We start from the raw sequence: 21,628 nt of genomic DNA, 5'->3' as shown, positions 1-21,628 counted from the left end.
AGCCCGCTGAGGAGCGGGGGTATGCCGCCGGGCCGGGCCCTTACGGCGGCGGCGTCGATCTCGGCGGGTACGAGCCGGGGCTCGCCCGAGCGGACGGCGGCGTCGAACAGGCGCAGGGACCGCTCGGCGCTCAGCCCGGGCAGCCCGTACTGCGCGATGCGCGCCAGTGCCGTCGCGTCGAGGTCCGCGCCCATCCCGGCGTCGGTGGCCCACAGGCCCCACGACAGTGCGGTGACGGGCAGTCCGAGGGAGGCGCGGTGGTCGGCGAGGGAGTCGAGGAACGCGTTGGCGGCGGCGTAGTTGCCCTGTCCGGCGCCGTCGAGGACGGCGGCCAGGGAGGAGAAGAGGACGAACGCCTTCAGGTCCCGGCCGCGGGTGAGCTCGTGCAGGTGCCAGGCCCCCTCCGCCTTGGCCCGGTACACCTCGGCGAGCAGCTCTCCGGTGAGCGAGCCGATCACGCCGTCGTGCACGGTGCCCGCGGCGTGGACGACCGAGTCGACCGGGTGGGCGGCGAGGAGCCGCTCGACGGCTGCGCGGTCGCCCATGTCGCAGGCCACGGCGGTCACGTCGGCACCCAGCGCGGTGAGTTCGGCCTCCAGCGCGGGCGCGGAGCCCCTCCTGCCGGCCAGCACCAGGCTGCGGACGCCGTGGGTGCGCACCAGGTGCCGGGCCAGGATGCCGCCGAGGCCGCCCGTGCCGCCGGTGATCAGTACGGTGCCCCAGTCCGGTGCCGCGCCCCGTGCGGGCTGCACGGCGGCCAGCCGGGGGACGCGCAGTTCCCCGCCGGAGAGGGCGAGTTCGGGCTCCCCGGTGGCGAGGGCTGCGCTCAGGTCGGCGTCGGAGGGTGTGGTGTGCGGGTCGTCGTGCTCCAGCAGGACGAAGCGGCCCGGGTTCTCCGCCTGGGCCGAGCGGACCAGGCCGCGGACCGGCGCGTGGGCCGGTCCCGCGGAGGTGACGACGACCAGGCGCGCGGCGGCGGAGCGGTCGTCGGAGAGCCAGGACTGCAGGGCGCGCAGGGCCTCTCCTGCGGCGGCCCGCCCGGCGGCCGCGAAGTCGCCGCCGTGTTCCCCGGCCCGGTGGACGACCGCGTCCGGCACCGGGCCGGACCATGCGCTGTCCAGCACGTCGCCGAGCCCGGCGCTGTTCAGCTGCGGGACCTGCGCGGGCCGGGCCGCGGGCACCGACCGTACCGCGTAGAGCAGTTCGGTGTCCGGCACCGGGCGTGAGGTCAGGCCGCCGATGGTGGCGACGGGGGCCCCGGTGGCGTCGGCGAGCCGGAGGGAGAGCGTGTCCTTGCCGTCGCGGGAGATCCGGACCCGTACCGCCGAAGCGCCGGTCGCGTGCAGGCGGACCTCGCTCCAGGCGAAGGGGACGAGCACCTCCGGGCGGGCCTGTTCCCCGAGGTCGGCGGCGTGCAGGGCCGCGTCGAGCAGGGCGGGGTGCAGTCCGAAGCCGGCCGCGTCCGCCGCCGTGGCCGGGTCCAGGGCGGCCTCGGCGCAGATGTCGTCGCCGTGCCGCCAGGCCGCGCGCAGGCCCTGGAAGGCCGGGCCGTATCCGTAGCCCTGGGCGGCCAGGTCCGCGTAGACGCCGTCGAGGCCGATGGGTTCGGCGCCCTCCGGCGGCCAGGTGCCGAGGGGCGCCTCGGGCGCCGCGGCGGCGACGGCGAGGACGCCGGTGGCGTGCCGGATCCACGCGCCGGGCTCCGCCCCGTCGGGCCGGGAGTGGACGGTCAGCGGGTGGCGCCCCGAGGCGTCGGGCCCGCCGACGGCCACCTGCACCGCCACTCCCCCGTCGGCGGGCAGCTCCAGCGGGGCGCCGAGGGTCAGCTCCTCCAGGGTGCCCGCGCCGACGTGGTCGCCCGCGCGCAGGGCCAGTTCCACGAACGCCGTGCCGGGGAGGAGCACGCGGCCGGAGATGACGTGGTCGGCCAGCCAGGGGTGCGTACGGAGCGAGAGCCGGCCGGTCAGCACCGCTTCGCCGGCGCCGACGGCGACGACGGCGCCCAGCAGCGGGTGACCGGCCGGGAGCTGTCCGAGGCCGGTGGCGTCCGCGCCGGCCGAACCGGGCTCCAGCCAGAACCGCTTGCGCTGGAAGCGGTAGGTGGGCAGGTCGATCCTCCGGCCGCCGCGGCCGGCGTGGAAGCGCGCCCAGTCGACGTGCACGCCGCGGCCGTGAGCCAGGGCGAGGGCGGACACGGCCTCGTGCTCCTCGGGCCGGTCGCGGCGCAGCAGCGGGGCGAAGGCGAGGCCGGTGCCCTCGGCGCACTCCTCGCCCATCGCGCTGAGCACGCCGTCGGGGCCGAGCTCCAGGAAGGTGCGGACCCCGGCTTCCTCCAGGCCGCGCACGGCGTCGTGGAAGCGCACCCGGGCGCGGACGTGCTCGACCCAGTGGTCGGGGCCGCTCAGTTCACCGGTGGTGAGGGCGCCGGTGACCGTCGAGACGACGGGGATCCGCGGCTTCGCGTAGGTCAGCACCTGGGCGATGCGGCGGAACTCCGCCAGCACCGGCTCCATCAGCGGCGAGTGGAAGGCGTGGCTGACCTGCAACCGCTTGGTGCGGTGGCCGCGCCGGGCCAGGACCTCGGCGATGCGGGTGATCTCGTCCCCGTCGCCGGAGATCACCACGGAGGCGGGGCCGTTGACGGCGGCGATGCCCGTGCGCGGGGTGAGCAGGGGCGTCACGTCGGCTTCGGCGGCCTGCACCGCGACCATGGCGCCGCCGGCGGGGAGTTCCTGCATGAGGCGGCCGCGTGCGGCCACGAGGATCGCCGCGTCCTCCAGCGTCAGCACGCCGGCCACGTGGGCGGCGGCGATCTCGCCGACCGAGTGCCCGGCGAGGTAGTCGGGCCGTACGCCCCAGCTCTCCAGAAGCCGGAACAGCGCGACCTCGACGGCGAAGAGGGCGGGCTGGGCGTATTCCGTGTCGTGCAGCCGTGCGGCCTCCGGCGTGCCGGCCTCCGCGAACAGCACGTCGCTCAGGGGTGGTTGGAGCTGCATGTCGAGGTAGGCGCAGACCTCGTCGAGCGCGTCGGCGTAGGCCGGGAAGGCCCCGGCCAGGCCGCGTCCCATATCGAGGCGCTGGCTGCCCTGGCCGGTGAAGAGGAACGCGAGCCCGCCGGGCCCGGCGACGCCGGTGGGGGCGGTGCCGGAGGCGAGGGCCGCCAGGGCGTCCTGCAGTTCGCCGCGGTCGGCGGTGACGATCGCGGCGCGGTGCGGGAGGGCGGCGCGCGTGGTGGCCAGGGAGAGGGCGACGTCGGCCAGGGGCGCCTCGGCGGCCAGGGGCAGCAGTGCGGACGCCTGGGCGCGCAGGGCCTGTTCGCCGCGGGCCGACAGGACGAACGGCAGCACGCCGGGGGCACCCTCGTCCGCGGGCGCGGGGCGGGCCGGCTCCAGGTCCTCTTCGGGGTACTCGACGATGAGGTGCGCGTTGGTGCCGCTGACGCCGAACGACGAGATGCCGGCGCGGCGCGGGCGGCCCGTCTCGGGCCAGGGCCGGCCTTCGGTGAGCAGCTCCACGGCCCCCGACGCCCAGTCGATGTGCGGGCTGGGCGCGTCGACGTGCAGGGTGCGCGGCAGGTGGCCATGGCGCATGGCGAGGACCATCTTGATCACTCCGGCGACGCCGGCGGCACCCTGGGTATGGCCCAGGTTCGACTTCACCGAGCCGAGCAGCAGCGGTGCGCCGCCGTCCCGCTCCTGTCCGTAGGTCGCGAGGAGCGCGTGGGCCTCGATGGGGTCGCCGAGCGTGGTGCCGGTGCCGTGCGCGTCGACGGCGTCGACCTCGGCCGCGGTCAGCCCGGAGTTGGCCAGGGCCTGGCGGATGAGGCGCTGCTGGGCGGCGCCGCTGGGCGCGGTGAGGCCGTTGCTGGCGCCGTCCTGGTTGACGGCCGAGCCGCGGACGACGGCGAGCACCCGGTGGCCGTTGCGCCGGGCGTCGGAGAGCCGTTCGAGGACGAGGACGCCGGCGCCCTCGGCGAATCCGGTGCCGTCGGCCGCGGCCGCGAAGGCCTTGCACCGGCCGTCGCGCGCCAGGCCGCGCTGGCGGCTGAACGCGGTGAAGACGCCGGGTCCGCCCATCACGGCGACGCCTCCGGCGAGCGCCAGCGAGGACTCGCCCTGCCGCAGGGACTGGCAGGCCAGGTGGATGGCCACGAGGGAGGCCGAGCAGGCGGTGTCGACGGTGACGGCCGGCCCCTCCGTGCCGAGGACGTAGGCGACGCGGCCGGAGATGACGCTCGGCGCGTTGCCGGTCAGCAGGTAGGCGTCGAGGCCGTCGGGCGCGTCGTGCAGGCGCGGGCCGTACTCCTGCACCTCGGCGCCGAAGAACATGCCGGCCGCACTGCCGCGCAGGCCCGTCGGGTCGATGCGGGCGCGCTCCAGCGCCTCCCACGCGGTCTCCAGCACCAGCCGCTGCTGGGGGTCCATCGCCGGGGCCTCACGCGGGCTGATCCCGAAGAAGTCGGCGTCGAACCCTGTGGCGGTGTCCAGGAATCCGCCGGCGCGCACGTAGCTGCGGCCGGGCGCCCCGGGGTCGTCGTCGAAGAGGTTCTCCAGGTCCCAGCCGCGGTCCTCGGGGAAGCCGGACAGCACCTCGCCGCCGTCGGCCAGCAGCCGCCACAGCTCTTCCGGCGAGTCGATCCCGCCCGGGAAGCGGCAGCCGATCCCCACGACGGCGACGGGCTCGTCGGCGGGCCCGGCCGCGGCGACCGCGGGGACCGGCGCGGGCCGGGCCGCGGCCTCGCCCAGGGCCCCGGCCAGCAGCCGGTCGGCGAGGGCGACGGGGGTCGGGTGCTCGTAGGCGAGCGTGACCGGCAGGTCGAGGCCGGTCTGCGCGCTCAGCCTGCGGTGCAGGTCGACCGCCGCCAGCGAGTCGAAGCCCAGCTCGGCGAAGGGGAGCGTGAGGTCCAGGGTTGCGGGGGCGTCGGGCCGGGCCGCCCGCAGTGCCGCCGACGCGTGGGCGTGCACGAGGTCGAGGGCCACCCTGCGGTGTTCCGACGGCGCGGTGGCGGCCAGCAGCCGGGCCAGTGCTGAATCGGAACTGGACTCGTTCATCCGCGCATCTCCACTTTCGGCCGAAACCGTTTTCCCGTTGACAGTAGTGAGACCCCGGCAAGGGCCACACCCTTACGCACCCCTAGGACGTGTGCGCCCCGGGGCCGATCGCTCCCCTGCCCGGTGTGCCGGACACCTGCTCGTCGTCGAACTTCCGGCGCACATAAGAGAGGGAATCCAGCAGATCGCCGGAGGTGACGGTGCGGGACCCGCGCGTTTCCACCACGCCGGACAGCGGCAGCCTGCCGGTGTCCGCCCAGCGAAGCCGTCCTTTTCCGTCGATGTAACTCCTGCTGCGCCCCATGTTGTCGGGGTGCAGGCAATAGGGGATGTCGAGATATCCCCTGCGGAATGCCAGCAGCACGGCCTCGCCGAGATCGGACGCCATATTGAGTACGGCGGCCACGAGGGCGGCGGCTTCCGCGTACGTCTGCGAATCGGCGCCCGCGCTTTCGGCGGTGACGGGCCGCGGGGTCCTCGCCGCGGTGGCGGCCGCGAATTCGAGCGCGCTGACGTTCTCTGCGACTGTCGGAATCCGCACGGATTCGGCGACGGTCTTCACGATCAGGCGCTCGGAGCCGGTCGCGGCGGCGAGCTCCGCCGCCTCGCCCAGCAGCCGGTAGGCGCCGTCCGGCGAGGCGGGGTAGACGCCCATGTAGGCGTAGATGACGACGTGCCAGTCGGTGTCGGGCAGCAGTTCCGCGCACAGCCGGCGCAGCGCCGCGACGGCTTCGGCGTCCTGCACCGGGCTCGTCTGCTGGGCGTAGCTGACGGAGATGCTGCGCAGGCCGTGCCGGTGGAAGAACAGGGCTTCCAGCACGCTGATCGCGACCAGCTGGCTGGGCGGGCAGAGCTGTCCGAGCATGCATCCGCCGAACGTCTCCAGGTGCGGCTCCAGGCCGGTCTCCCGCAGCCGGACGAACAGCTCGCAGGAGCGCGACCAGTTGTCCACGGACTCCCGGAGCGGAATGCGCCCGTAGGGCAGGCAGTACGAGACGGGTCCGCCCTCGGAGGCGTCGAGTCCGACGGTCATCAGCGCCCGGAAGATGTCGACGGGGTCGGCCGAGCCGTGCCGGACCTGGACGGGGAAGTCCGGTCCGTGGGAGCCCTCCAGGACCCACCGCGTGGTGGCCGGGTCGTGGTTGACGATCGGGTAGCCGTTGAGCGACTCGCCTTCCAGGAGGGCGAGTCCGGCGGACTCCAGGTCCCGGACGCGGGTGTAGCTGTCCAGGGTGATGGTGCCGGCCGTCCGCCCGTTCGCCGCCCTGGTCGCCTGCAGGCCGGCGCGCATCCGTTCGGGTTCGCTCATGCCCATCCTGGGCTGCACGACGAGTTCGCCGCCGGCGCGTGCCCGGCGGACGAACGCGCCGAACCCGGTCACGCCAGTGCCCGCTGCGGGAGCGCGTCGAGCAGCCGCCGGAAGGAGGCGATCCCCTCGGCGCCGTCGTCGAAGACGGCGTCGTACCCGGCGGTGACCAGGGCGCCGAGCTGCTCGGTGCTCTGGGCCCCGGCGATCCCCAGCTTGCCGCCGATGACCGCCGGCACGGCGCTCAGCCCGGGCTGCCGGCGCAGCCTGCTGATCAGCCGCATGCCGTCCCGGTAGCCGTGGCCGTTGACGCTGCTCACCACGAGCAGCGCGGGCCTGCGGGCGAGGCATTCGGAGACGACCAGCTCCTCGGGCACGCAGGGACCGAGGTTGACGACGCCGAAGCCGAGCTCCTCCAGCAGCAGTTGCAGGAAGACCAGGTTCCAGGTGTGCGAGTCGGAGGTCACGCCCGTGACGACGACGGTGGCGCCCCTCCGGGCGGGGGCCCGGTCCCCGGCGGGCTCCGCACCCGTCCCCGCACCCGTCCCCGCGCCCGTTCCCGTCGTGGCCGGGCTGCTCATCGCTCCCCCTGCCCGTACGCGTACGCGCGGGTGTGCTCGATCCGGGAGGCCGAGACGACGTCGCCGCCGCGCACGACGATCTCGACCGGGGCCGGTCTGCCCAGGAACATCAGCAGGCTGGCGGTGGGTCCGTAGGCGCCGGCGTTGGGGACGGCGACGACGTCCCCCGGCGCGAGCGCCGGCAGCGGGATGTCACGGCCGAGGACGTCCCCGGGGGTGCACAGCGGGCCGACGAGGCTGGCGACCTGCTCGGCCGGCGCCTGCGGCCCGTGGAGCTCCACGGACACCGGCAGGATCCGCCCGAGCCCGGACATGCCGCCGAAGGTGTTGATGCCGCCGTCCAGGATCGCGAAGCGCCGGCCGCGGCTCTCCTTGAGGTTGACCACCCCGGCCAGCAGCGTGCCGCTGTCGCCCACGAGGTGACGCCCGGACTCGAAGGCGATCCGCGGGGCGCCCTCGCGCCACCCGGGGAAGTGCGCGTCCAGCGTCTCCGCCAGGGCGGCGCGCAGCTCGCCGTACACCGGCCGGTCACCGGTCACGGCGTACGGGGCCGCGAAGCCGCCGCCGATGTCCACGAACCGGAACCGCACGCCCAGCTCTTCCTGCAGCCCGGCGGCCACGCCGATGGTGTGGCGGAACTCGGCGATCAGGCTCGCCTCGTCCTTGGCGTTGCTGAGCGGGAAGAAGTGGGCGCCCGCGACCCGGGTCCCGGGCACGGCCGTGAGCTCGTCCCGGAGGCCGGGCAGCGTCTCGCTGTCGAAGCCGAACTGGGAGGGGACGCCGGTCATCCGGATGCTGGTCGAGGCGCTCGCGGAGGCGCTGTTGACCCGCAGCAGGCAGTCGGCGACGACGCCGAGCCGGCCGGCGGCCTCCCCGGTGCGCCGCAGGTCGCCGAGCGACTCGACGGAGAACAGCCGCACGCCCTCCTTCAGCGCCTCGGTCAGTTCGCCCTCGGTCTTGCCGGGCCCGGTGTAGAGGACGTCCGCCGCGCAGGCCCCCGCGGCGAGCACGGCGGCCAGCTCGCCGACGGAACTGATCTCCGCCCGGCAGCCGCGCCCGGTGCCGGCGCACATCTCGCGGACGAGCTCAGGGTGCGGGTTCGCCTTCACGGCGTAGAAGAGGTGGGCCTCCTCGGGAAGGGCGGCGAAGAGGTCGCGCTTCGCCGCCGCGATGCGGTCGAGGTCGTAGACGTAGGCGGGGGTGCCGAAACGCTCGGCGAGCTCGGTGTAGCCGGTCACCGGTCGTTCCCTTCGAACAGCAGGGCGAGCTGCTTGCGCTCGTGCTTTCCGTGCAGGGTCAGGGGCAGGTCCTCGACGACCTTGCAGAGGCCGGGGACCTTGGCGGGCTCCAGCCGGCGGGCCAGCTCGCGCAGGACGGTGTGCGAGGCCACGTCGCCCTCGACGCACACCGCGAGGTCGCGGTCCCCGCCGGGCGGCAGGACGGCCGCGGCGCGGACGCCGGGGATGTCCATGGTGGCGGCCTCGATCTCGGTGGTGCTCATGCGCACGCCCTTGCGCTTGAACACGTCGTCGCGGCGGCCCTCGTAGTAGAGGAAGCCGTCCTCGTCCACGTGCCCGTAGTCGCCGGTGTGCAGCCGCCGGGCACCGGTGACCGGGTTCTCCCGGAACGTGCGGGCGGTGAGCTCCGGCGCGCGCCAGTACCCGGGCATCACGTGCGGGCCCTCGACCACGATCTCGCCCGTCTCCCCCGTGGGCAGTTCGGCCCCGTCCTCGCCGAGGACGAACACCTTCGTGCCCGGCAGGGGCCGGCCGACCGACTCGCGCTTGCTGTCCTCGAACTCGGGCGGCAGGACGGAGATGCGCTTGCACTCGGTCTGGCCGAACTGGCGGATCACCTCGGCGCCGGGGAACGCCGCGCGCAGCGCGTCGGCCGTCGGCCCGGGCAGCGCGGCCCCGGTGTTGGTGAACATCCGCACCCGGGAGGTCCCCTCCGGAGCGGGCTCGCGCTCGGCCAGGGTCAGGATCATGGTGGCGAGGGACGGCACGATGGGCACCACCGTCGCCCCCGACTCCCGGATCCGCTCGAGCAGCACCAGGTCCGACTCGCCGTCGGCGAGCACCAGCTCGGAGCGGCCGAGGGCGGCCAGGAGGATCTTGTACAGCCCGTAGTCCCAGGAGATCGGGAAGCGGCAGAACACCACGTCGCCGGGGCGGTAGCCGAGTTCGAGGTGGATCGCGTGCGAGGCGAAGAGCATGGGCCCGTGCGGGCAGATGACCGCCTTCGGCGCGGCGGTGCTGCCGGAGGTGTACACCAGCGCCGCGATGTCCTCGGCCGACACCTCCACCGGGCCCGAGGCCCGCGCCCCCCGCTCGTGCAGGGCGGCGACCCCGCTCCAGAACTCCCCCAGCCCGACGACCGGGGCCGGGGAGAACTCCGTGATCCGCGCCGCGGCGGCGTCGGCCGCGATCACCAGCCGGGGTTCGGCGTTGGCGAGCACCGAGCGGAGGTGGAAGTCCTTCATCCCCGGGTTCAGCGACACGAACACCGCGCCGCGCCGCGAGGTCCCGTAGAACAGGGCGACCAGTTCGCGGGTGCTGGGCACCTGCACGAGCACCCGGTCGCCGTGGCCGATGCCGCGGGCCTCCAGCCAGGCGTCGACCGCGTGGCTGTACGCGGTGAGCTCCCGGTACGTCCAGCGCCCGGCTCCGTCGCCGACCGCCGCGGCGCCGGGGGCGGTGTCCGCCGTGGCCTCGTCCAGCAGCGCGTGGACCAGCGCGGGCGGACGGGTATCCGATGTCGAATTACGGTTCACTGCGCCCCGTATGACCTTTCATGAGAGCCCTCCTGCACGGCGCGGGCGGCCGGCTCAGCCGGCTGCGGGCGCGGCCCGGAGGGCGAGCTTCTTGCGGTCGATCTTCCGGTTCGGGTTCAGCGGGAATTCCGCCAGGTGCACGTACTTCTTCGGGACGATCGCCAGGGGCAGCACGCCCCGCAGCTCGCGGGCCAGCTGCACCTGCGGCAGGGCGGATCCGGTGTAGAAGACCACCAGTTCGCAGGTGTGGCCCGCCGCGACCGCCACGGTGACGGCGTCCTCCACGCCGGCGCAGGTGCGCACGGCAGCGTCCACCTCGGCCAGCTCCACGCGCACGCCGTGCACCTGGACCTGGGCGTCCTGCCGCCCCAGGTAGAGCAGTTCGCCCCGCTCCGCCCGGCGGACGCGGTCGCCGGTGCGGTACCAGCGCCGGCCGTCCCGGTGGAAGAAGCGGCCGGTGTCGTCGGAGGGGTCGAGGTAGCCGGGCGTCAGCTGGGGCCCGGCGATGCACAGCTCCCCTTCGTCGGTGCGCTCCGCGCCGTCCGGGCCCAGCAGCAGCACGCCGTGCCCGGCGTGCACCGCGCCGATCGGCACGACGCCGTGCAGCCCGCGCCCGGCGGACCACCGGTGGGCGGAGACCGTGATGGTCAGCTCGGTCGGCCCGTAGAGGTTCTCCAGGAACGCGCCCGGTGCCGCCGCCTGCCAGTCCTCGGCGTCCTGGCAGTTCAGCGCCTCCCCCGCGAAGAAACTCCACCGCAGGGACGGCATCGCCCCCGGCCGCAGGCCGCCCGTGCGCCGGATCAGGGCGATGGCGCTGGGCGTGGAGAACCAGACGGTCAGCCCTTCCGCGGCGGCGAACGCCGGCATGTCCCGGAACGCCTGCGGCGGCGGAACGGTCAGGGTCGCGCCCGCCCCCCAGGCACAGAACAGGTCGAACATCCCGCAGTCGAAGTTGAGGTCGAAGTTCTGCGAGAAGACGTCCCCGGGCCCGAAGTCGTAGCGCTCGTCGAGCAGGCCGAAGTAGTGCGCGGTGTTGGCGTGCGTGACCGGCACGCCCTTCGGCCTGCCGGTCGAGCCCGAGGTGAACAGGACGTACGCCACGTCGGGCGCCCGCACCGGCTGCGGCGAGTCCAGCGCGGCGGCCGGGTCGTACGGCACGGCCGGCATCGGCTGCCCGCCGGGACGGAACAGCACCGGCAGGCCGGTGCCGGCCTCCCGCAGCGCCGTGAGCGCGGGCAGCGCGTCGTCGTCCGCGATCAGTGCGCCGACGCCGCTCGCCTCGATCATCTGCCGGGTGCGCAGCGCGGGGAAGGCGGGCTGCAGCGGGACGGTGGTGATCCCCGTGTACAGGCCGGCGAGGACCGCCGGGTACGCGGAGAGTCCTTTGCCCGCCAGCACGCCGATCGCCCGCGGCCGCTCCGGCAGCCCGGACAGCAGCGAGCCCGCCAGCGCCAGCGCGCGCTCGTGCAGCTCCCGGTAGGTCAGCGCGGCTCCGCCGGCCCGGACCGCGGGGCGGTCCGGGGACAGGGCCAGGCCGCGCAGGAAACGGCCGGCCAGCACGGCGTCCATGGTGTCGTCCATTGTGGTGTCCCCCGGCCCCCGCTACGCGGCGGTGCCGGCCGGCAAGCTCTCCACGGTCTTCCAGAGGATGCCGGGGTTCTCGAAGTTCTCCATGGCCAGCGCGCCGTCGAGGAACCGCACGTCATAGGTGCTCTCGAGGTTCCCGAGCAGCTCGACCACGCCCAGGGAGTCCAGCCCCAGGTCGCGCAGGGCGGTGCCGCTCTCCAGGGGCTCGTCCGGTGCCAGGAACGGCAGGAACTTGCGCAGAAGCTGTTCGAACTGGTCGTCCCACATGGTGGATCCCATCGTCGGAGGGTGCTCAGGCGGCGCCGGCACGGCGCCGTGGTGTCATCGCCAGCCGCGGACTGGCCGCGATGACCTCGAAGTTGTCCGTCGTGCGGCCGACCCGGCCGAAGAGGCTGTCCGGGCCCGCGACGCAGACCCGCTCGACACCGGCCTCCTTGAGGGCGGTCACGACCGCCGGCCAGTTCAGCGGGCGGGTGAAGCTGTCCAGCAGCATCGTGCGGATGCCGCCGGCCGAGTGCAGGAGCGTGCCGTCCTGGTCGGCGACGACCGGCAGCTCCGGGTCGGCGAAGTCCAGGGTGGACACCACGTCCCGCTCGGCCTTGGCGCGCAGTCCCGCGAAGGCGGCCGAGTGCATGGGCGGCCGCATCGTGTACAGCGACATCCCGCCGACGGCGCGCAGCCGCTCCTGCAGCCAGGAGACCCGGCCCTCGGCCAGGGAGAGCATGAAGAAGTCGTCGTCGATGAAGCAGGAGATGTCGTGCCACTCGCCCTGCTCGTCCAGGTCGGCGAGGATCTCGTCGAGCCGCTCGCGCGGCGTGCGCACGAAGGAGAGCGTGACGATGTCGCGGTGCTCGTGCCGGAAGTACTCGTCCATGCAGCGGGCGAGCCCGGCGGTCATCCGGATCGCCTCGGCCGCAGGCAGCGCCCCGGAATAGGCGATGGCCGCCTTCTCGCCGAAGCTCGGCCCCGCACAGAACCCCGGCTCGATGCCCAGGTTCTGCCGTGCCCATTCGGCGGAGGCCAGGCAGTTCACGAGGAAGGCGACCTGGGCCGCCTCGGAATAGTCCCCGTCGGCCTCGCGGAAGGCGTCGACCAGGGAATAGCCGAGCACGTCGTCGGCGACGGCGACGAGTTCGCGGGCGAACGGGTTCACCACCATGAACCGGCCGACGTCGGTGAACGCGGACGGGCCCATGCCGGGAAAGACGACGGCGGTGCGGTGTGTCTCGGCGGCCATGCGTGGCACGTCCTCTCTACAGGCTCTTCAGGAATCCGGTCAGCACCTCGGTGAACCGTTCCGGCTCCTCCAGGTGCGGCACATGACTCGAATGCTCGAAGACCTCCCAGCGCACATCCGGAATGCGGTCGTGGAAGGGCCGCATCGTCACCGCCGTCGCCTCGTCGTAACGGCCGTTGACGAGCAGGGTCGGCGCCTCGATCGCGTCCAGGCCGTCGATGACCGACCAGTCCTTCAGGGTGCCGATCACGTGGAATTCGCTGGGCCCGTTCATCGTGTAGTACACGGTCGGGTCGTTGTAAATCTCCATGAAGGAGGAGAGGAAGTCCCGCGGCCACGGCAGGGTCCGGCACACGTGCCGGTCGTAGAAGACGCGCATCGCGGTGAAGTACTCGTCCGAGTCGGTCGTGCCGGCCGCCTCGTGGTGCCGCAGCGTCTCGTCCACCCCCGGCGGGAGCTGCGAGCGCAGCACCTCCATCTCGCCGAGCCACAGGGGGTACGAGGCGGGCGCGTTGGCGATGACGAGGCCGCGCAGGCCCGAGGGCCGGGCGGAGGCGTGCCGGGCGGAGAGCAGCCCGCCCCACGACTGGCCGAACAGCACGTAGTCGTCGGCGATGCCGAGGCGCTCCAGCAGGTTGTCCAGCTCGGCCAGGAAGAGCTCGGGGGTCCAGAAGTCCGCGCCGCGGTCGGGCAGGTGCGTCGATCCGCCGTTGCCCAGCTGGTCGTAGTGGACGACCGGCCAGCCGGCGCCGGCGAGGGCCGTGAGGCCCAGCAGGTAGTCGTGCGTACTGCCCGGGCCGCCGTGCACGGCGACGACGGCCGGCAGGCCCGCACGGAGTTCACCGGTGATCCGGTACCAGGTCCGGTACTCCCCGAAAGGGACCGTTCCCTTTGCGCTGGGGTCCGAGGACACGGCAAGCACCTCACTCGACGTCGTGCAGGGGGTCGGGACCGACGCTAACCCGCTGCGGCGGCGCACCAGGACCCCTAACGGCCCCTAGCGGAGGGGGGGTTGCCGCCGTGGTGAGCCCGGCGCCGTGGAACTGGGGCCGGTAGGGGGTGCTCCCGTGCACCGGGGTGCTTAGCGTGCGAACGGCGGCAGCGCGTTTCCCACGTGCCCGCCCGTACGACGTACCGAGTACGAAAGGGCATCATGAACCCATCCGCCGAGCAGCACCCCGCGTTCCCCATGGCCCGCCGGTGCCCCTTCGGCCCGCCGGAGGAGTACGCGAAGCTCCGCGCGAGCCAACCGGTCTCCCGGGCGACCCTCAAGGTCAACGGCAAGCCCGCCTGGCTGATCACCAAGCACGAGCACATCAAGAAGGTGCTCGGCGACTCCCGGGTGAGCGCCAACCTGAAGCTGCCGGGCTATCCGCTGCAGGTCCCCGTACCGGAGGAGATGCTGCAGGCCGTCCCGCTGACGTTCCTGTCGATGGACCCGCCGGACCACACCGTCCAGCGCCGCATGCTGGCGCCCGAGTTCAGCGTCCGCCGGATGCGGGAGCTGCGGCCCCGGGTCCAGCAGATCGTGGACGAGCGCATCGACGCGATGCTCGCCGCCGGCGGCCCGGCGGACCTGATGACCGCCCTCGCGCTGCCCGTGCCCTCCCTGGTGATCTGCGAGCTGCTCGGCGTCCCCTACGAGGACCACCCCCGGTTCGAGACCTGGGCCGGGCAGATCATGAGCCGCGACATCAGCGAGGAGGAGCGCGGGCGGGCCCACTACGAGCTCGACCGGTACGTCGACGGCCTGGTCACCGCCAAGGAGGGCGAGCCGGGCGACGACATGATCAGCCGGCTGATCGAGAAGAACCGCGCGGAGCCGGCGGTCGGGCACGCGGACATCGTCAGCATGGCCCGGCTGATGCTCGTCACGGGCCACGAGACGACCGCCAACATGATCGCCCTCGGCACCCTGGCGCTGCTGGAGCACCCCGGGCAGCTCGCCGCGGTCACGGCCGACCCCGCCCTGCTGCCCCGGGCGGTCGAGGAGCTCCTGCGCTACTTCAGCATCTCCGACTCCGGCACCGCGCGCGTGGCCCTGGAGGACATCGAGGTCGGCGGCACCCTCATCCGCGCCGGCGAGGGCATCCTCCCCCTCAACAACGCGGCCAACCACGACGAGGACGTCTTCGCCGACCCCGACACGCTGAACATCCACCGCGAGGAGGCCCGCAGCCACCTCGCCTTCGGCTACGGCGTCCACCAGTGCATCGGGCAGAACCTCGCGCGCCTCGAACTCGACGTCGTCTACGGCACGCTCTTCCGGCGCGTCCCGGGCCTGCGCCTCGCCGCCTCCCCGGAGGACCTGCGGTTCAAGGACGACGCCATCGTGTTCGGCGTCTACGAGCTGCCGGTCACCTGGTAACCATCCGCACGACGTACCGAGTTCGAGAGGGCACCATGACGCACTCCGCCGACCGGGCGCGCCACCCGGCGTTCCCGATGAAGCGCACCTGTCCCTTCAGCCCGCCGGAGGAGTACGCGAAGCTCCGCGCGAGCGAACCGGTCTCCCGGGCGACCCTCAAGGTCAACGGCAAGCCGGCCTGGCTGGTCACCACCTACGAGCACGTCAAGCAGGTGCTCGGCGACTCCCGGGTGAGCTCCAACCTCAAGCTGCCGGGCTACCCGCACCAGTTCCACATTCCCGAGGAGATGCTCCGGTCGGTGCGGTTGATGCTGCTGTCGATGGATCCCCCGGACCACACCGCCCAGCGCCGCATGCTGATCCCCGAGTTCACCGCGCGGCGGATCAAGGCCCTGCGCCCGCGGATCCAGGAGATCGTGGACGAGCGCATCGACGCGATGCTCGCCGCGGGCGGCCCCGTGGACCTGGTGACCGCCCTCGCGCTGTCCGTGCCCTCCCTGGTGATCTGCGAGCTGCTCGGCGTCCCCTACGAGGACCACGCGCAGTTCGAGGAGTGGTCGGCGGTGATGATGAACCACGACGCCGCCCCCGAGGAGTACGGAGCGGCGGTCCAGGCCCTGGACGGCTATCTGGACGCGCTGGTCACGAGTAAGGAGGAGCGGCCGGGCGACGACCTGATCAGCCGGTTCATCGAGAAGAACCGGGTGGAGCAGGTCGCCGATCACACCGACGTCGTGACGATGGCGCGGCTGATGCTCGTCGGCGGCCACGAGACCACCGCCAACATGATCGCCCTCGGTGTGCTGGCGCTGCTGGAGCACCCCGGGCAGCTGGACGCGGTCAGGGCCGACCCGGACCTGCTGCCGCGGGCCGTCGAGGAACTCCTGCGCTTCTTCAGCATCTCGGACTCGGGTGCCGCGCGCGTGGCCCTGGAGGACATCGAGGTCGGCGGCACCGTCATCCGCGCCGGCGAGGGCATCCTCCCCCTCAACAACTCCGCGAACCACGACGAGTCCGTCTTCCCCGACCCCGACACGCTGAACATCCACCGCGAGGAGGCCCGCAGCCACCTCGCCTTCGGCTACGGCATCCACCAGTGCATCGGAGCGAATCTCGCCCGCGTGGAGCTGGAGGTCGTCTACGGCACCCTCTTCCGGCGCATCCCCGGCCTGCGTCTGGCCGCGCCCCTGGAAGAGCTCAGGTTCAAGGACGACGCCATGGTCTACGGCGTCTACGAACTGCCCGTCACCTGGTGACCGGCGCCGGAGAGAGGTTCCCCGCCATGCGCGTCAGCGTGGAGACCCCGCGGTGCGTGGGGTCCGGTCAGTGCGCGATGCTCACCCCGGAGGTCTTCGACCAGGACGACGACGGGATTGTCGTCCTCCTCCAGGAGGCGCCGCCGGAGGAGGTGTACGAGGACGTCCGCCAGGCGGCCATGACGTGCCCGACCCAGGTCATCAGCGTCGACGAATAGCGGACGCGGACCATGGGACGCCTAGCATGGGGCGCATGCATGCGCGTCTGATCCAGTTCCCGGAGCAAGGCCTTCCCGGCACCCTCGTCCGCTACACGGAGGGCGGGGGCGAGCCCGTGGAGGTGGAGCCGCGCGGCGCGGTGGCGCTGTCCTCCGGCTCCCGGCTCGTCTACGTGATCGACGCGGCGGACGCCGAGGCGGCCGGCAAGGAGGCCCTCGCGGACGGCCTCGCCGGGCTGCCGTCCGACGCGTTCGTCGTCGCCGACCTGGGCGGCGCGACGGACGGCATGCTCCGGGCCGTCGCGGGGCAGCGGGCGGTCAGGACGCTCGTGCTGTCGGGCGACTTCACCGACGAGGGCGTCGCGGCGCTGGGGAGCATGCCGGAACTGACCGATCTGGTGCTGGAGTCGCCCCGGTTCACCGGGGCGGGGCTGGCCGCGCTCGCCGGGTCGGAGACGGCCGGCTCCCTCGACACCCTCGTCCTCAGCGGCACCACGGCGTTCGAGCCGCGGTCGCTGGCCGCCCTGGCGGAGGCGCCGCACCTGGCCTCCCTCGCCTTCGAGAGCGTCCCCGTCGACCACGCCCTCGCCGACGCCCTGGTCGCGCTCACGCCGCACCTCGCCGAGGTGTCGGTGGCCGAGCGCCCCGGCCACGACCTCGCCCTCGACGTGCTGGAGCGGCTGCTGGCCGCCGGGCTCAGCGTCAACGGCATCGCCGCGCCGCCGGAGAACGCCGCCCTCTTCGCCCGCGCCGCCGCCGAGGCCGCGGACACCGGCGCCTTCGAGGACGAGGACGCCGGGGACTCCGAGGGCGGGGAGCCGCAGGAGCGCGGCGTGCTGCGCGAGATCACCGACGAGGCCGAGCTGGACCGGCTGCTCGCCGGGCCCGTGCCCGTCCTGGTCGACCTCACCGCCCCGTGGTGCGGCCCGTGCTCCCTGCTCACCCCCGTCCTGGAGGACGTGGTCGAGGCCTGCGGCGACGCCCTGACCGGAGTGAAGATCGATGTGGACCGGGCCGGCTGGGCGCAGGAGCGGTTCGACGCGATGGGCGTGCCCACCGTGATCCTGGTGCGCGGGGGCAAGGAGAGCTTCCGCTTCAGTGGTGTGGTGGATGCTCCCCGGCTCACGGGCTGGCTGGCGGCGGTGGGAGTCACCGCGGGCTGAGCCGCGCCCGGAGGGGCGCGGGGAACTGCGCGGCCGGCCGCGATGCGCCCGCAGGTGATGCGCCCGGCCGTCGGTGCGGCGCTCACTCCCCGGCGGCCGGTTCCCCCTGCGGTCTGGGCGCGGGCCCCGCGGCGCTGTAGCGTCCGTCCATGCCTGCCCGATCCGGTGTCGTCGCGCCGCCGGGGTGGAGCCGCTGGCTGGTCCCGCCCGCCGCGCTGTCCATCCACCTGGCCATCGGCCAGGCCTACGCCTGGAGCGTGTTCAAACCGCCGCTGGAGTCCTCGCTGGGCCTGTCCGGCACGGCCTCGGCGCTGCCGTTCCAGGTGGCGATCGTGATGCTCGGCCTGTCGGCCGCCTTCGGCGGCACGCTCGTGGAGCGCAACGGCCCGCGCTGGGCGATGTCCGTGTCGGCCGTGTGCTTCTCGTCCGGCTTCCTGGTGGCCGCCCTGGGGGCGGCCACACGCCAGTACTGGCTCGTCGTGGCGGGCTACGGCCTCATCGGCGGGACCGGGCTGGGCATCGGCTACATCTCGCCGGTCTCCACGCTCATCAAGTGGTTCCCCGACCGCCCGGGCATGGCCACCGGCATCGCCATCATGGGCTTCGGCGGCGGTGCCCTCATCGCCTCGCCGTGGTCGGCCGCGCTGCTGTCGCACTTCGGCACGGACTCCTCCGGCATCGCGCGGACGTTCCTGGTGATGGGCGTGGCGTACGCCGTGTTCATGACGCCCGGCGTGCTGCTCGTACGGGTGCCGCCCGATTCCCTGCCGCCGCCGGGAGGGGCTGCGGACCGCGCGCCGTCCCGGGAGCTCGTCACGAGCGCTCAGGTGTCGGCCCGCAACGCCCTGCGCACGCCGCAGTTCTGGTGCCTGTGGGTCGTTCTCTGCGCGAATGTCACGGCGGGCATCGGCATTCTGGAAAAGGCCGCCCCGATGATCACGGACTTCTTCGCGGACTCCTCCTCCCCCGTGGGTGCGGCCGCCGCCTCGGGATTCGTCGGCGTCCTCTCGCTCGCCAATATGCTCGGCCGGATCGCCTGGTCCTCCGCCTCCGACATCACCGGCCGCAAGAACGTCTACCGGCTCTACCTCGGCGCGGGCGCGCTCATGTATCTCGTCCTCGCCCTCGCCGGCGGTTCGTCCAAGCCGCTGTTCATCGTCTGCGCCGGTGTGGTGCTGTCCTTCTACGGCGGCGGCTTCGCGACCGTGCCCGCGTACCTCAGGGACCTCTTCGGGACCTACCAGGTCGGTGCGATCCACGGCCGGCTGCTGACGGCGTGGTCCACGGCCGGGATCCTCGGGCCGCTCATCGTCAACTCCGTCGCCGACGCCGGGAAGTCCGCGGGCCGGACGGGGCCCGGCCTCTACACCACGTCCTTCCTGGTCATGATCGGACTGCTGGCCGTGGGCTGCGCGGCCAACGAACTCGTCCGGCCCGTGCACCCGCGCCACCACGAGCCGGACGGCGGCGGGGGGCGGCCGCCGGCGGCCGCCGTACCGGAGAAGGGGGCGGGGCTGTGACACCCGTGCGCAAGGCGCTGCTCGTGCTGAGCTGGCTGTGGGTGGGGGCGCCCTTCGCCTACGGAGTGTACGAACTCGCCTCAAGGCTTCGGCAATTGTTCACCGGATGAGCCGCCCGGAAAGCAGGAAATCCCCCGGCCGTATTGACGGACGGGGGATTTCTCTGCGTATATTGAATATTTCCCTGCCCTGCGGAAACCAGGACAGGGGGAGCCTTATGAAGTCATAGTACCCCGGCGGGAGCTGAATTGTCAATCGCGGACATGCGCAACGAGCAAGAATTCATCGATATGCTCCACGAACGCCTGGCCGAGCTGCGCGCCGGAGCCGAGACGGCGGTGGCGCAGGCCCTGGCGCAGGGCGGCAGCACCTTCCAGGCCCGGCTGGAGCGCGATGTCATGGTGGCCGAGCAGTCCGGGCTCCTCTCCGCCTTCAACGCCGGCGAGCGGGGCCTGTGCTTCGGCCGGCTCGCCTTCCGGGACGGCCGCGACCACCACATCGGCCGCATCGGCATCCGGCGCGACGACGCCGAGCGCACCCCGCTCGTCATCGACTGGCGCGCCGAGGTCGCCCGCCCGTTCTACCTCGCCACCGGGCACACCCCCATGGGGCTGCGCCGCCGGCGGCACATCACCACCGAGGGCCGCCGCGTCACCGCCCTGCACGACGAGATCCTCGACCTCACCGACACCGAACGCACCGGCCACGAGGGCTCCGACGCCGACGCCGTGCTGCTCTCCGCCCTCGACGCGGCGCGCACCGGCCGGATGCACGACATCGTGCAGACCATCCAGGCCGAGCAGGACCGCATCATCCGCGCCCCGCACCGCGGCGTCCTCGTCGTCGAGGGCGGGCCCGGCACCGGCAAGACGGTCGTCGCCCTGCACCGCGCCGCCTTCCTGCTGTACGCCCACCGCGAGCAGCTGGCCCGGCGCGCCGTGCTCATCGTCGGCCCCAACCCCGCCTTCCTCGGCTACATCGGGGAGGTGCTGCCCTCCCTCGGCGAGACGGGCGTGCTGCTCGCCACCCCCGGCGAGCTGTTCCCCGGCGTGACCGCGACCGGCACCGACACGCCGCGGGCCGCCGAGGTCAAGGGCGGCGCGGCCATGGCAGGCGCCCTGGCCGCCTACGTCCGCGACCGGCAGACCCTCCCCGGCCCCGTGACCGTCATCGACCACGAGGACGGCGAGCTGCACCTGGACGCGGACATCGCCTCCGACGCGCGGCACCACGCGCGCGCCACGAACCTGCCGCACAACCTCGCCCGCCCGTACTTCGCCTTCCACGTCATCGACGCGCTCACCCGGCAGCTCGCCGACCGCATAGGCGCGGACCCCTACGGCGGGCCGAACTTCCTGGGCCCCGACGACATCGCCCAGCTGGGCAAGGCCGTCGCCGCCAGCCCCGCGGTGCACGCGGCCGTCGAGGAGCTGTGGCCCGCCCTCACGCCCCAGCAGCTGATCGCGGACTACCTCGCCGACCCCGTCCACCTCCCCGAGGCCGACGCGGCGGCCGTCCGGCGCGAGGGCGGCGCCTGGACCCCCGCCGACGTCCCGCTGCTGGACGAGGCCGCCGAGCTGCTCGGCGAGGACGACTCGGCCGCCCGCGCCGCCGCCGAGGCCGAGCGGCAGCGGCAGGTCGCCTACGCCCAGGGCGTGCTCGACATGTCCTACGGCTCCCGCACCCAGGAGTTCGAGGACCGGGAGGACGAGGATTCCGAAGTACTGGCCGCGCACGACCTCGTCGACGCGGAGCGGCTCGCCGAGCGGCACGAGGAGGAGGACCACCGCAGCGCCGCCGAGCGCGCCGCCGCCGACCGCACCTGGGCCTTCGGCCACATCATCGTGGACGAGGCGCAGGAGCTGTCCCCGATGGCCTGGCGGCTGCTGATGCGGCGGTGCCCCACCCGCTCGATGACCCTGGTCGGCGACCCCGCGCAGACATCCGAGCCGGGCGGCTGCGGCGCGTGGCGGACGGTCCTCGAACCGTACGTCGGGGACCGCTGGGAGCACGTGCGGCTCGGCGTCAACTACCGGACGCCGGCCGAGGTCATGGAGGTCGCGGCGGGCGTCCTGCGCTCGGCGGACCCGTCCTTCGAGCCCCCGCGCTCGATCCGCTCCACGGACGAGCGCCCCTGGGCGCTGCGCACCGGCGACCTCCCGGGCGCGGTCGCCGAGGCCGTCGCGAAGGAGCTCCCGCAGGAGGGCCGCCTGGCGGTCATCGCACCGCGCCCGCACCACGCGGCGCTCTCCGCGGCCCTCCCGGACGCCGCCCACGGCCCGTCACCGGACCTGACGCGGCCGGTGGTCCTCCTGGACCCGCGGCAGGCGAAGGGCCTGGAGTTCGACGCGGTCATCGTGGCGGAGCCGGCGGAATTCGGCCTGAGCGACCTGTACGTGGCCCTGACCCGGGCGACGCAGCGACTGGGGATCGTGCACACGGGCACGCTCCCGGAGGGCTTGGAGGGTGCCTTGCCGACCCGCTGAAATGCCGGCGGACCGGCGGTGCCGAGCCGCGGTCCGGCTCGCCCTCCGGTGCCCCGTCACCCCGCCCACGACGGCCGGACCC

16 protein-coding genes are annotated in these 21,628 nt (G+C 73.7%); 7 read left to right on the top strand and 9 right to left on the bottom strand.

The features are described from left to right. From V7793_RS15420 to V7793_RS15380, 9 genes are all read right to left on the bottom strand, one after another. A partial coding sequence (locus V7793_RS15420) for a type I polyketide synthase (protein ID WP_336006810.1) occupies nucleotides 1–5,051 on the bottom strand: 5,051 nt, incomplete at its 3' end. Nucleotides 5,052–5,133: 82 nt separating this feature from the next. Then, entirely contained in the window at nucleotides 5,134–6,432 is a 1,299-nt protein-coding gene (locus V7793_RS15415; RefSeq protein WP_336006809.1) for a methylaspartate mutase, read from the bottom strand. Continuing rightward, complete coding sequence (locus V7793_RS15410) at nucleotides 6,429–6,938, bottom strand: cobalamin B12-binding domain-containing protein (RefSeq protein WP_336006808.1); 510 nt, start codon at nucleotides 6,936–6,938, stop codon at nucleotides 6,429–6,431. The genes V7793_RS15415 and V7793_RS15410 overlap by 4 nt, the downstream gene beginning before the upstream one ends. After that, complete coding sequence (locus tag V7793_RS15405; protein WP_336006807.1) at nucleotides 6,935–8,176, bottom strand: type III PLP-dependent enzyme; 1,242 nt, start codon at nucleotides 8,174–8,176, stop codon at nucleotides 6,935–6,937. Before V7793_RS15405 ends, V7793_RS15410 begins: the two co-directional genes overlap by 4 nt. Continuing rightward, the gene (locus V7793_RS15400; RefSeq protein WP_336006806.1) at nucleotides 8,173–9,711 is read right to left on the bottom strand and encodes an AMP-binding protein; all 1,539 of its coding nucleotides are present in this window, start codon (nucleotides 9,709–9,711) and stop codon (nucleotides 8,173–8,175) included. The genes V7793_RS15405 and V7793_RS15400 overlap by 4 nt, the downstream gene beginning before the upstream one ends. 54 nt (nucleotides 9,712–9,765) lie before the next feature. Next, nucleotides 9,766–11,292, bottom strand: coding sequence for an AMP-binding protein (locus tag V7793_RS15395; protein ID WP_336006805.1), 1,527 nt, complete (start codon nucleotides 11,290–11,292; stop codon nucleotides 9,766–9,768). A 21-nt stretch (nucleotides 11,293–11,313) separates the two neighbouring features. Then, nucleotides 11,314–11,565, bottom strand: a complete 252-nt coding sequence (locus V7793_RS15390; protein WP_336006811.1) for an acyl carrier protein — start codon at nucleotides 11,563–11,565, stop codon at nucleotides 11,314–11,316. Between the two features lie 25 nt (nucleotides 11,566–11,590). Further along, nucleotides 11,591–12,535, bottom strand: coding sequence for an ACP S-malonyltransferase (locus V7793_RS15385; RefSeq protein WP_336006804.1), 945 nt, complete (start codon nucleotides 12,533–12,535; stop codon nucleotides 11,591–11,593). A gap of 16 nt (nucleotides 12,536–12,551) precedes the next feature. After that, entirely contained in the window at nucleotides 12,552–13,448 is an 897-nt protein-coding gene (locus tag V7793_RS15380; RefSeq protein ID WP_336006803.1) for a proline iminopeptidase-family hydrolase, read from the bottom strand. Nucleotides 13,449–13,688: 240 nt separating this feature from the next. Between V7793_RS15380 and V7793_RS15375 the strand changes: the two genes are divergently transcribed. The 7 genes from V7793_RS15375 (at nucleotide 13,689) to V7793_RS15350 (ending at nucleotide 21,546) form a co-directional block, all read left to right on the top strand. Then, nucleotides 13,689–14,903 (top strand): cytochrome P450, encoded by a 1,215-nt coding sequence (locus tag V7793_RS15375; RefSeq protein ID WP_336006802.1) that lies wholly within the window; start codon nucleotides 13,689–13,691, stop codon nucleotides 14,901–14,903. 35 nt (nucleotides 14,904–14,938) lie between these two features. Continuing rightward, on the top strand, nucleotides 14,939–16,159 hold the full coding sequence (locus V7793_RS15370) for a cytochrome P450 (RefSeq protein WP_336006801.1): 1,221 nt from the start codon (nucleotides 14,939–14,941) through the stop codon (nucleotides 16,157–16,159). Nucleotides 16,160–16,185: 26 nt separating this feature from the next. Beyond that, nucleotides 16,186–16,377, top strand: a complete 192-nt coding sequence (locus tag V7793_RS15365) for a ferredoxin (RefSeq protein ID WP_336006800.1) — start codon at nucleotides 16,186–16,188, stop codon at nucleotides 16,375–16,377. A 35-nt stretch (nucleotides 16,378–16,412) separates the two neighbouring features. Then, nucleotides 16,413–17,540, top strand: a complete 1,128-nt coding sequence (locus V7793_RS15360; RefSeq protein WP_336006799.1) for a thioredoxin family protein — start codon at nucleotides 16,413–16,415, stop codon at nucleotides 17,538–17,540. A 149-nt stretch (nucleotides 17,541–17,689) separates the two neighbouring features. Next, the gene (locus V7793_RS15355; protein WP_336006798.1) at nucleotides 17,690–19,060 is read left to right on the top strand and encodes an OFA family MFS transporter; all 1,371 of its coding nucleotides are present in this window, start codon (nucleotides 17,690–17,692) and stop codon (nucleotides 19,058–19,060) included. After that, the gene (locus tag V7793_RS38230; protein ID WP_443057915.1) at nucleotides 19,057–19,170 is read left to right on the top strand and encodes an MFS transporter small subunit; all 114 of its coding nucleotides are present in this window, start codon (nucleotides 19,057–19,059) and stop codon (nucleotides 19,168–19,170) included. Before V7793_RS15355 ends, V7793_RS38230 begins: the two co-directional genes overlap by 4 nt. 153 nt (nucleotides 19,171–19,323) lie before the next feature. Then, nucleotides 19,324–21,546 carry a HelD family protein gene (locus V7793_RS15350; RefSeq protein WP_336006797.1) on the top strand — a complete coding sequence of 741 codons (2,223 nt, stop codon included), beginning with the start codon at nucleotides 19,324–19,326 and terminating at the stop codon, nucleotides 21,544–21,546. The last annotated feature ends 82 nt before the right edge of the window (nucleotides 21,547–21,628 follow it).

Source organism: Streptomyces sp. KLMMK (assembly GCF_036961605.1).
In the GTDB taxonomy this organism is placed as follows: Bacteria; Actinomycetota; Actinomycetes; order Streptomycetales; family Streptomycetaceae; genus Streptomyces; species Streptomyces telluris.
This window is presented reverse-complemented; position numbering and strand designations above follow the sequence as displayed.

What these genes read in the sequence shown, in the direction of transcription:
- V7793_RS15410 (WP_336006808.1), bottom strand. Translation starts at nt 6,938, where the DNA reads ATGAGCAGCCCGGCCACGACGGGAACGGGCGCGGGGACGGGTGCGGGG.
- V7793_RS15385 (WP_336006804.1), bottom strand. Translation starts at nt 12,535, where the DNA reads ATGGCCGCCGAGACACACCGCACCGCCGTCGTCTTTCCCGGCATGGGC.
- V7793_RS15360 (WP_336006799.1), top strand. Translation starts at nt 16,413, where the DNA reads ATGCATGCGCGTCTGATCCAGTTCCCGGAGCAAGGCCTTCCCGGCACC.
- V7793_RS15350 (WP_336006797.1), top strand. Translation starts at nt 19,324, where the DNA reads ATGCGCAACGAGCAAGAATTCATCGATATGCTCCACGAACGCCTGGCC.
- V7793_RS15365 (WP_336006800.1), top strand. Translation starts at nt 16,186, where the DNA reads ATGCGCGTCAGCGTGGAGACCCCGCGGTGCGTGGGGTCCGGTCAGTGC.
- V7793_RS15355 (WP_336006798.1), top strand. Translation starts at nt 17,690, where the DNA reads ATGCCTGCCCGATCCGGTGTCGTCGCGCCGCCGGGGTGGAGCCGCTGG.
- V7793_RS15395 (WP_336006805.1), bottom strand. Translation starts at nt 11,292, where the DNA reads ATGGACGACACCATGGACGCCGTGCTGGCCGGCCGTTTCCTGCGCGGC.
- V7793_RS15390 (WP_336006811.1), bottom strand. Translation starts at nt 11,565, where the DNA reads ATGTGGGACGACCAGTTCGAACAGCTTCTGCGCAAGTTCCTGCCGTTC.
- V7793_RS15370 (WP_336006801.1), top strand. Translation starts at nt 14,939, where the DNA reads ATGACGCACTCCGCCGACCGGGCGCGCCACCCGGCGTTCCCGATGAAG.
- V7793_RS15375 (WP_336006802.1), top strand. Translation starts at nt 13,689, where the DNA reads ATGAACCCATCCGCCGAGCAGCACCCCGCGTTCCCCATGGCCCGCCGG.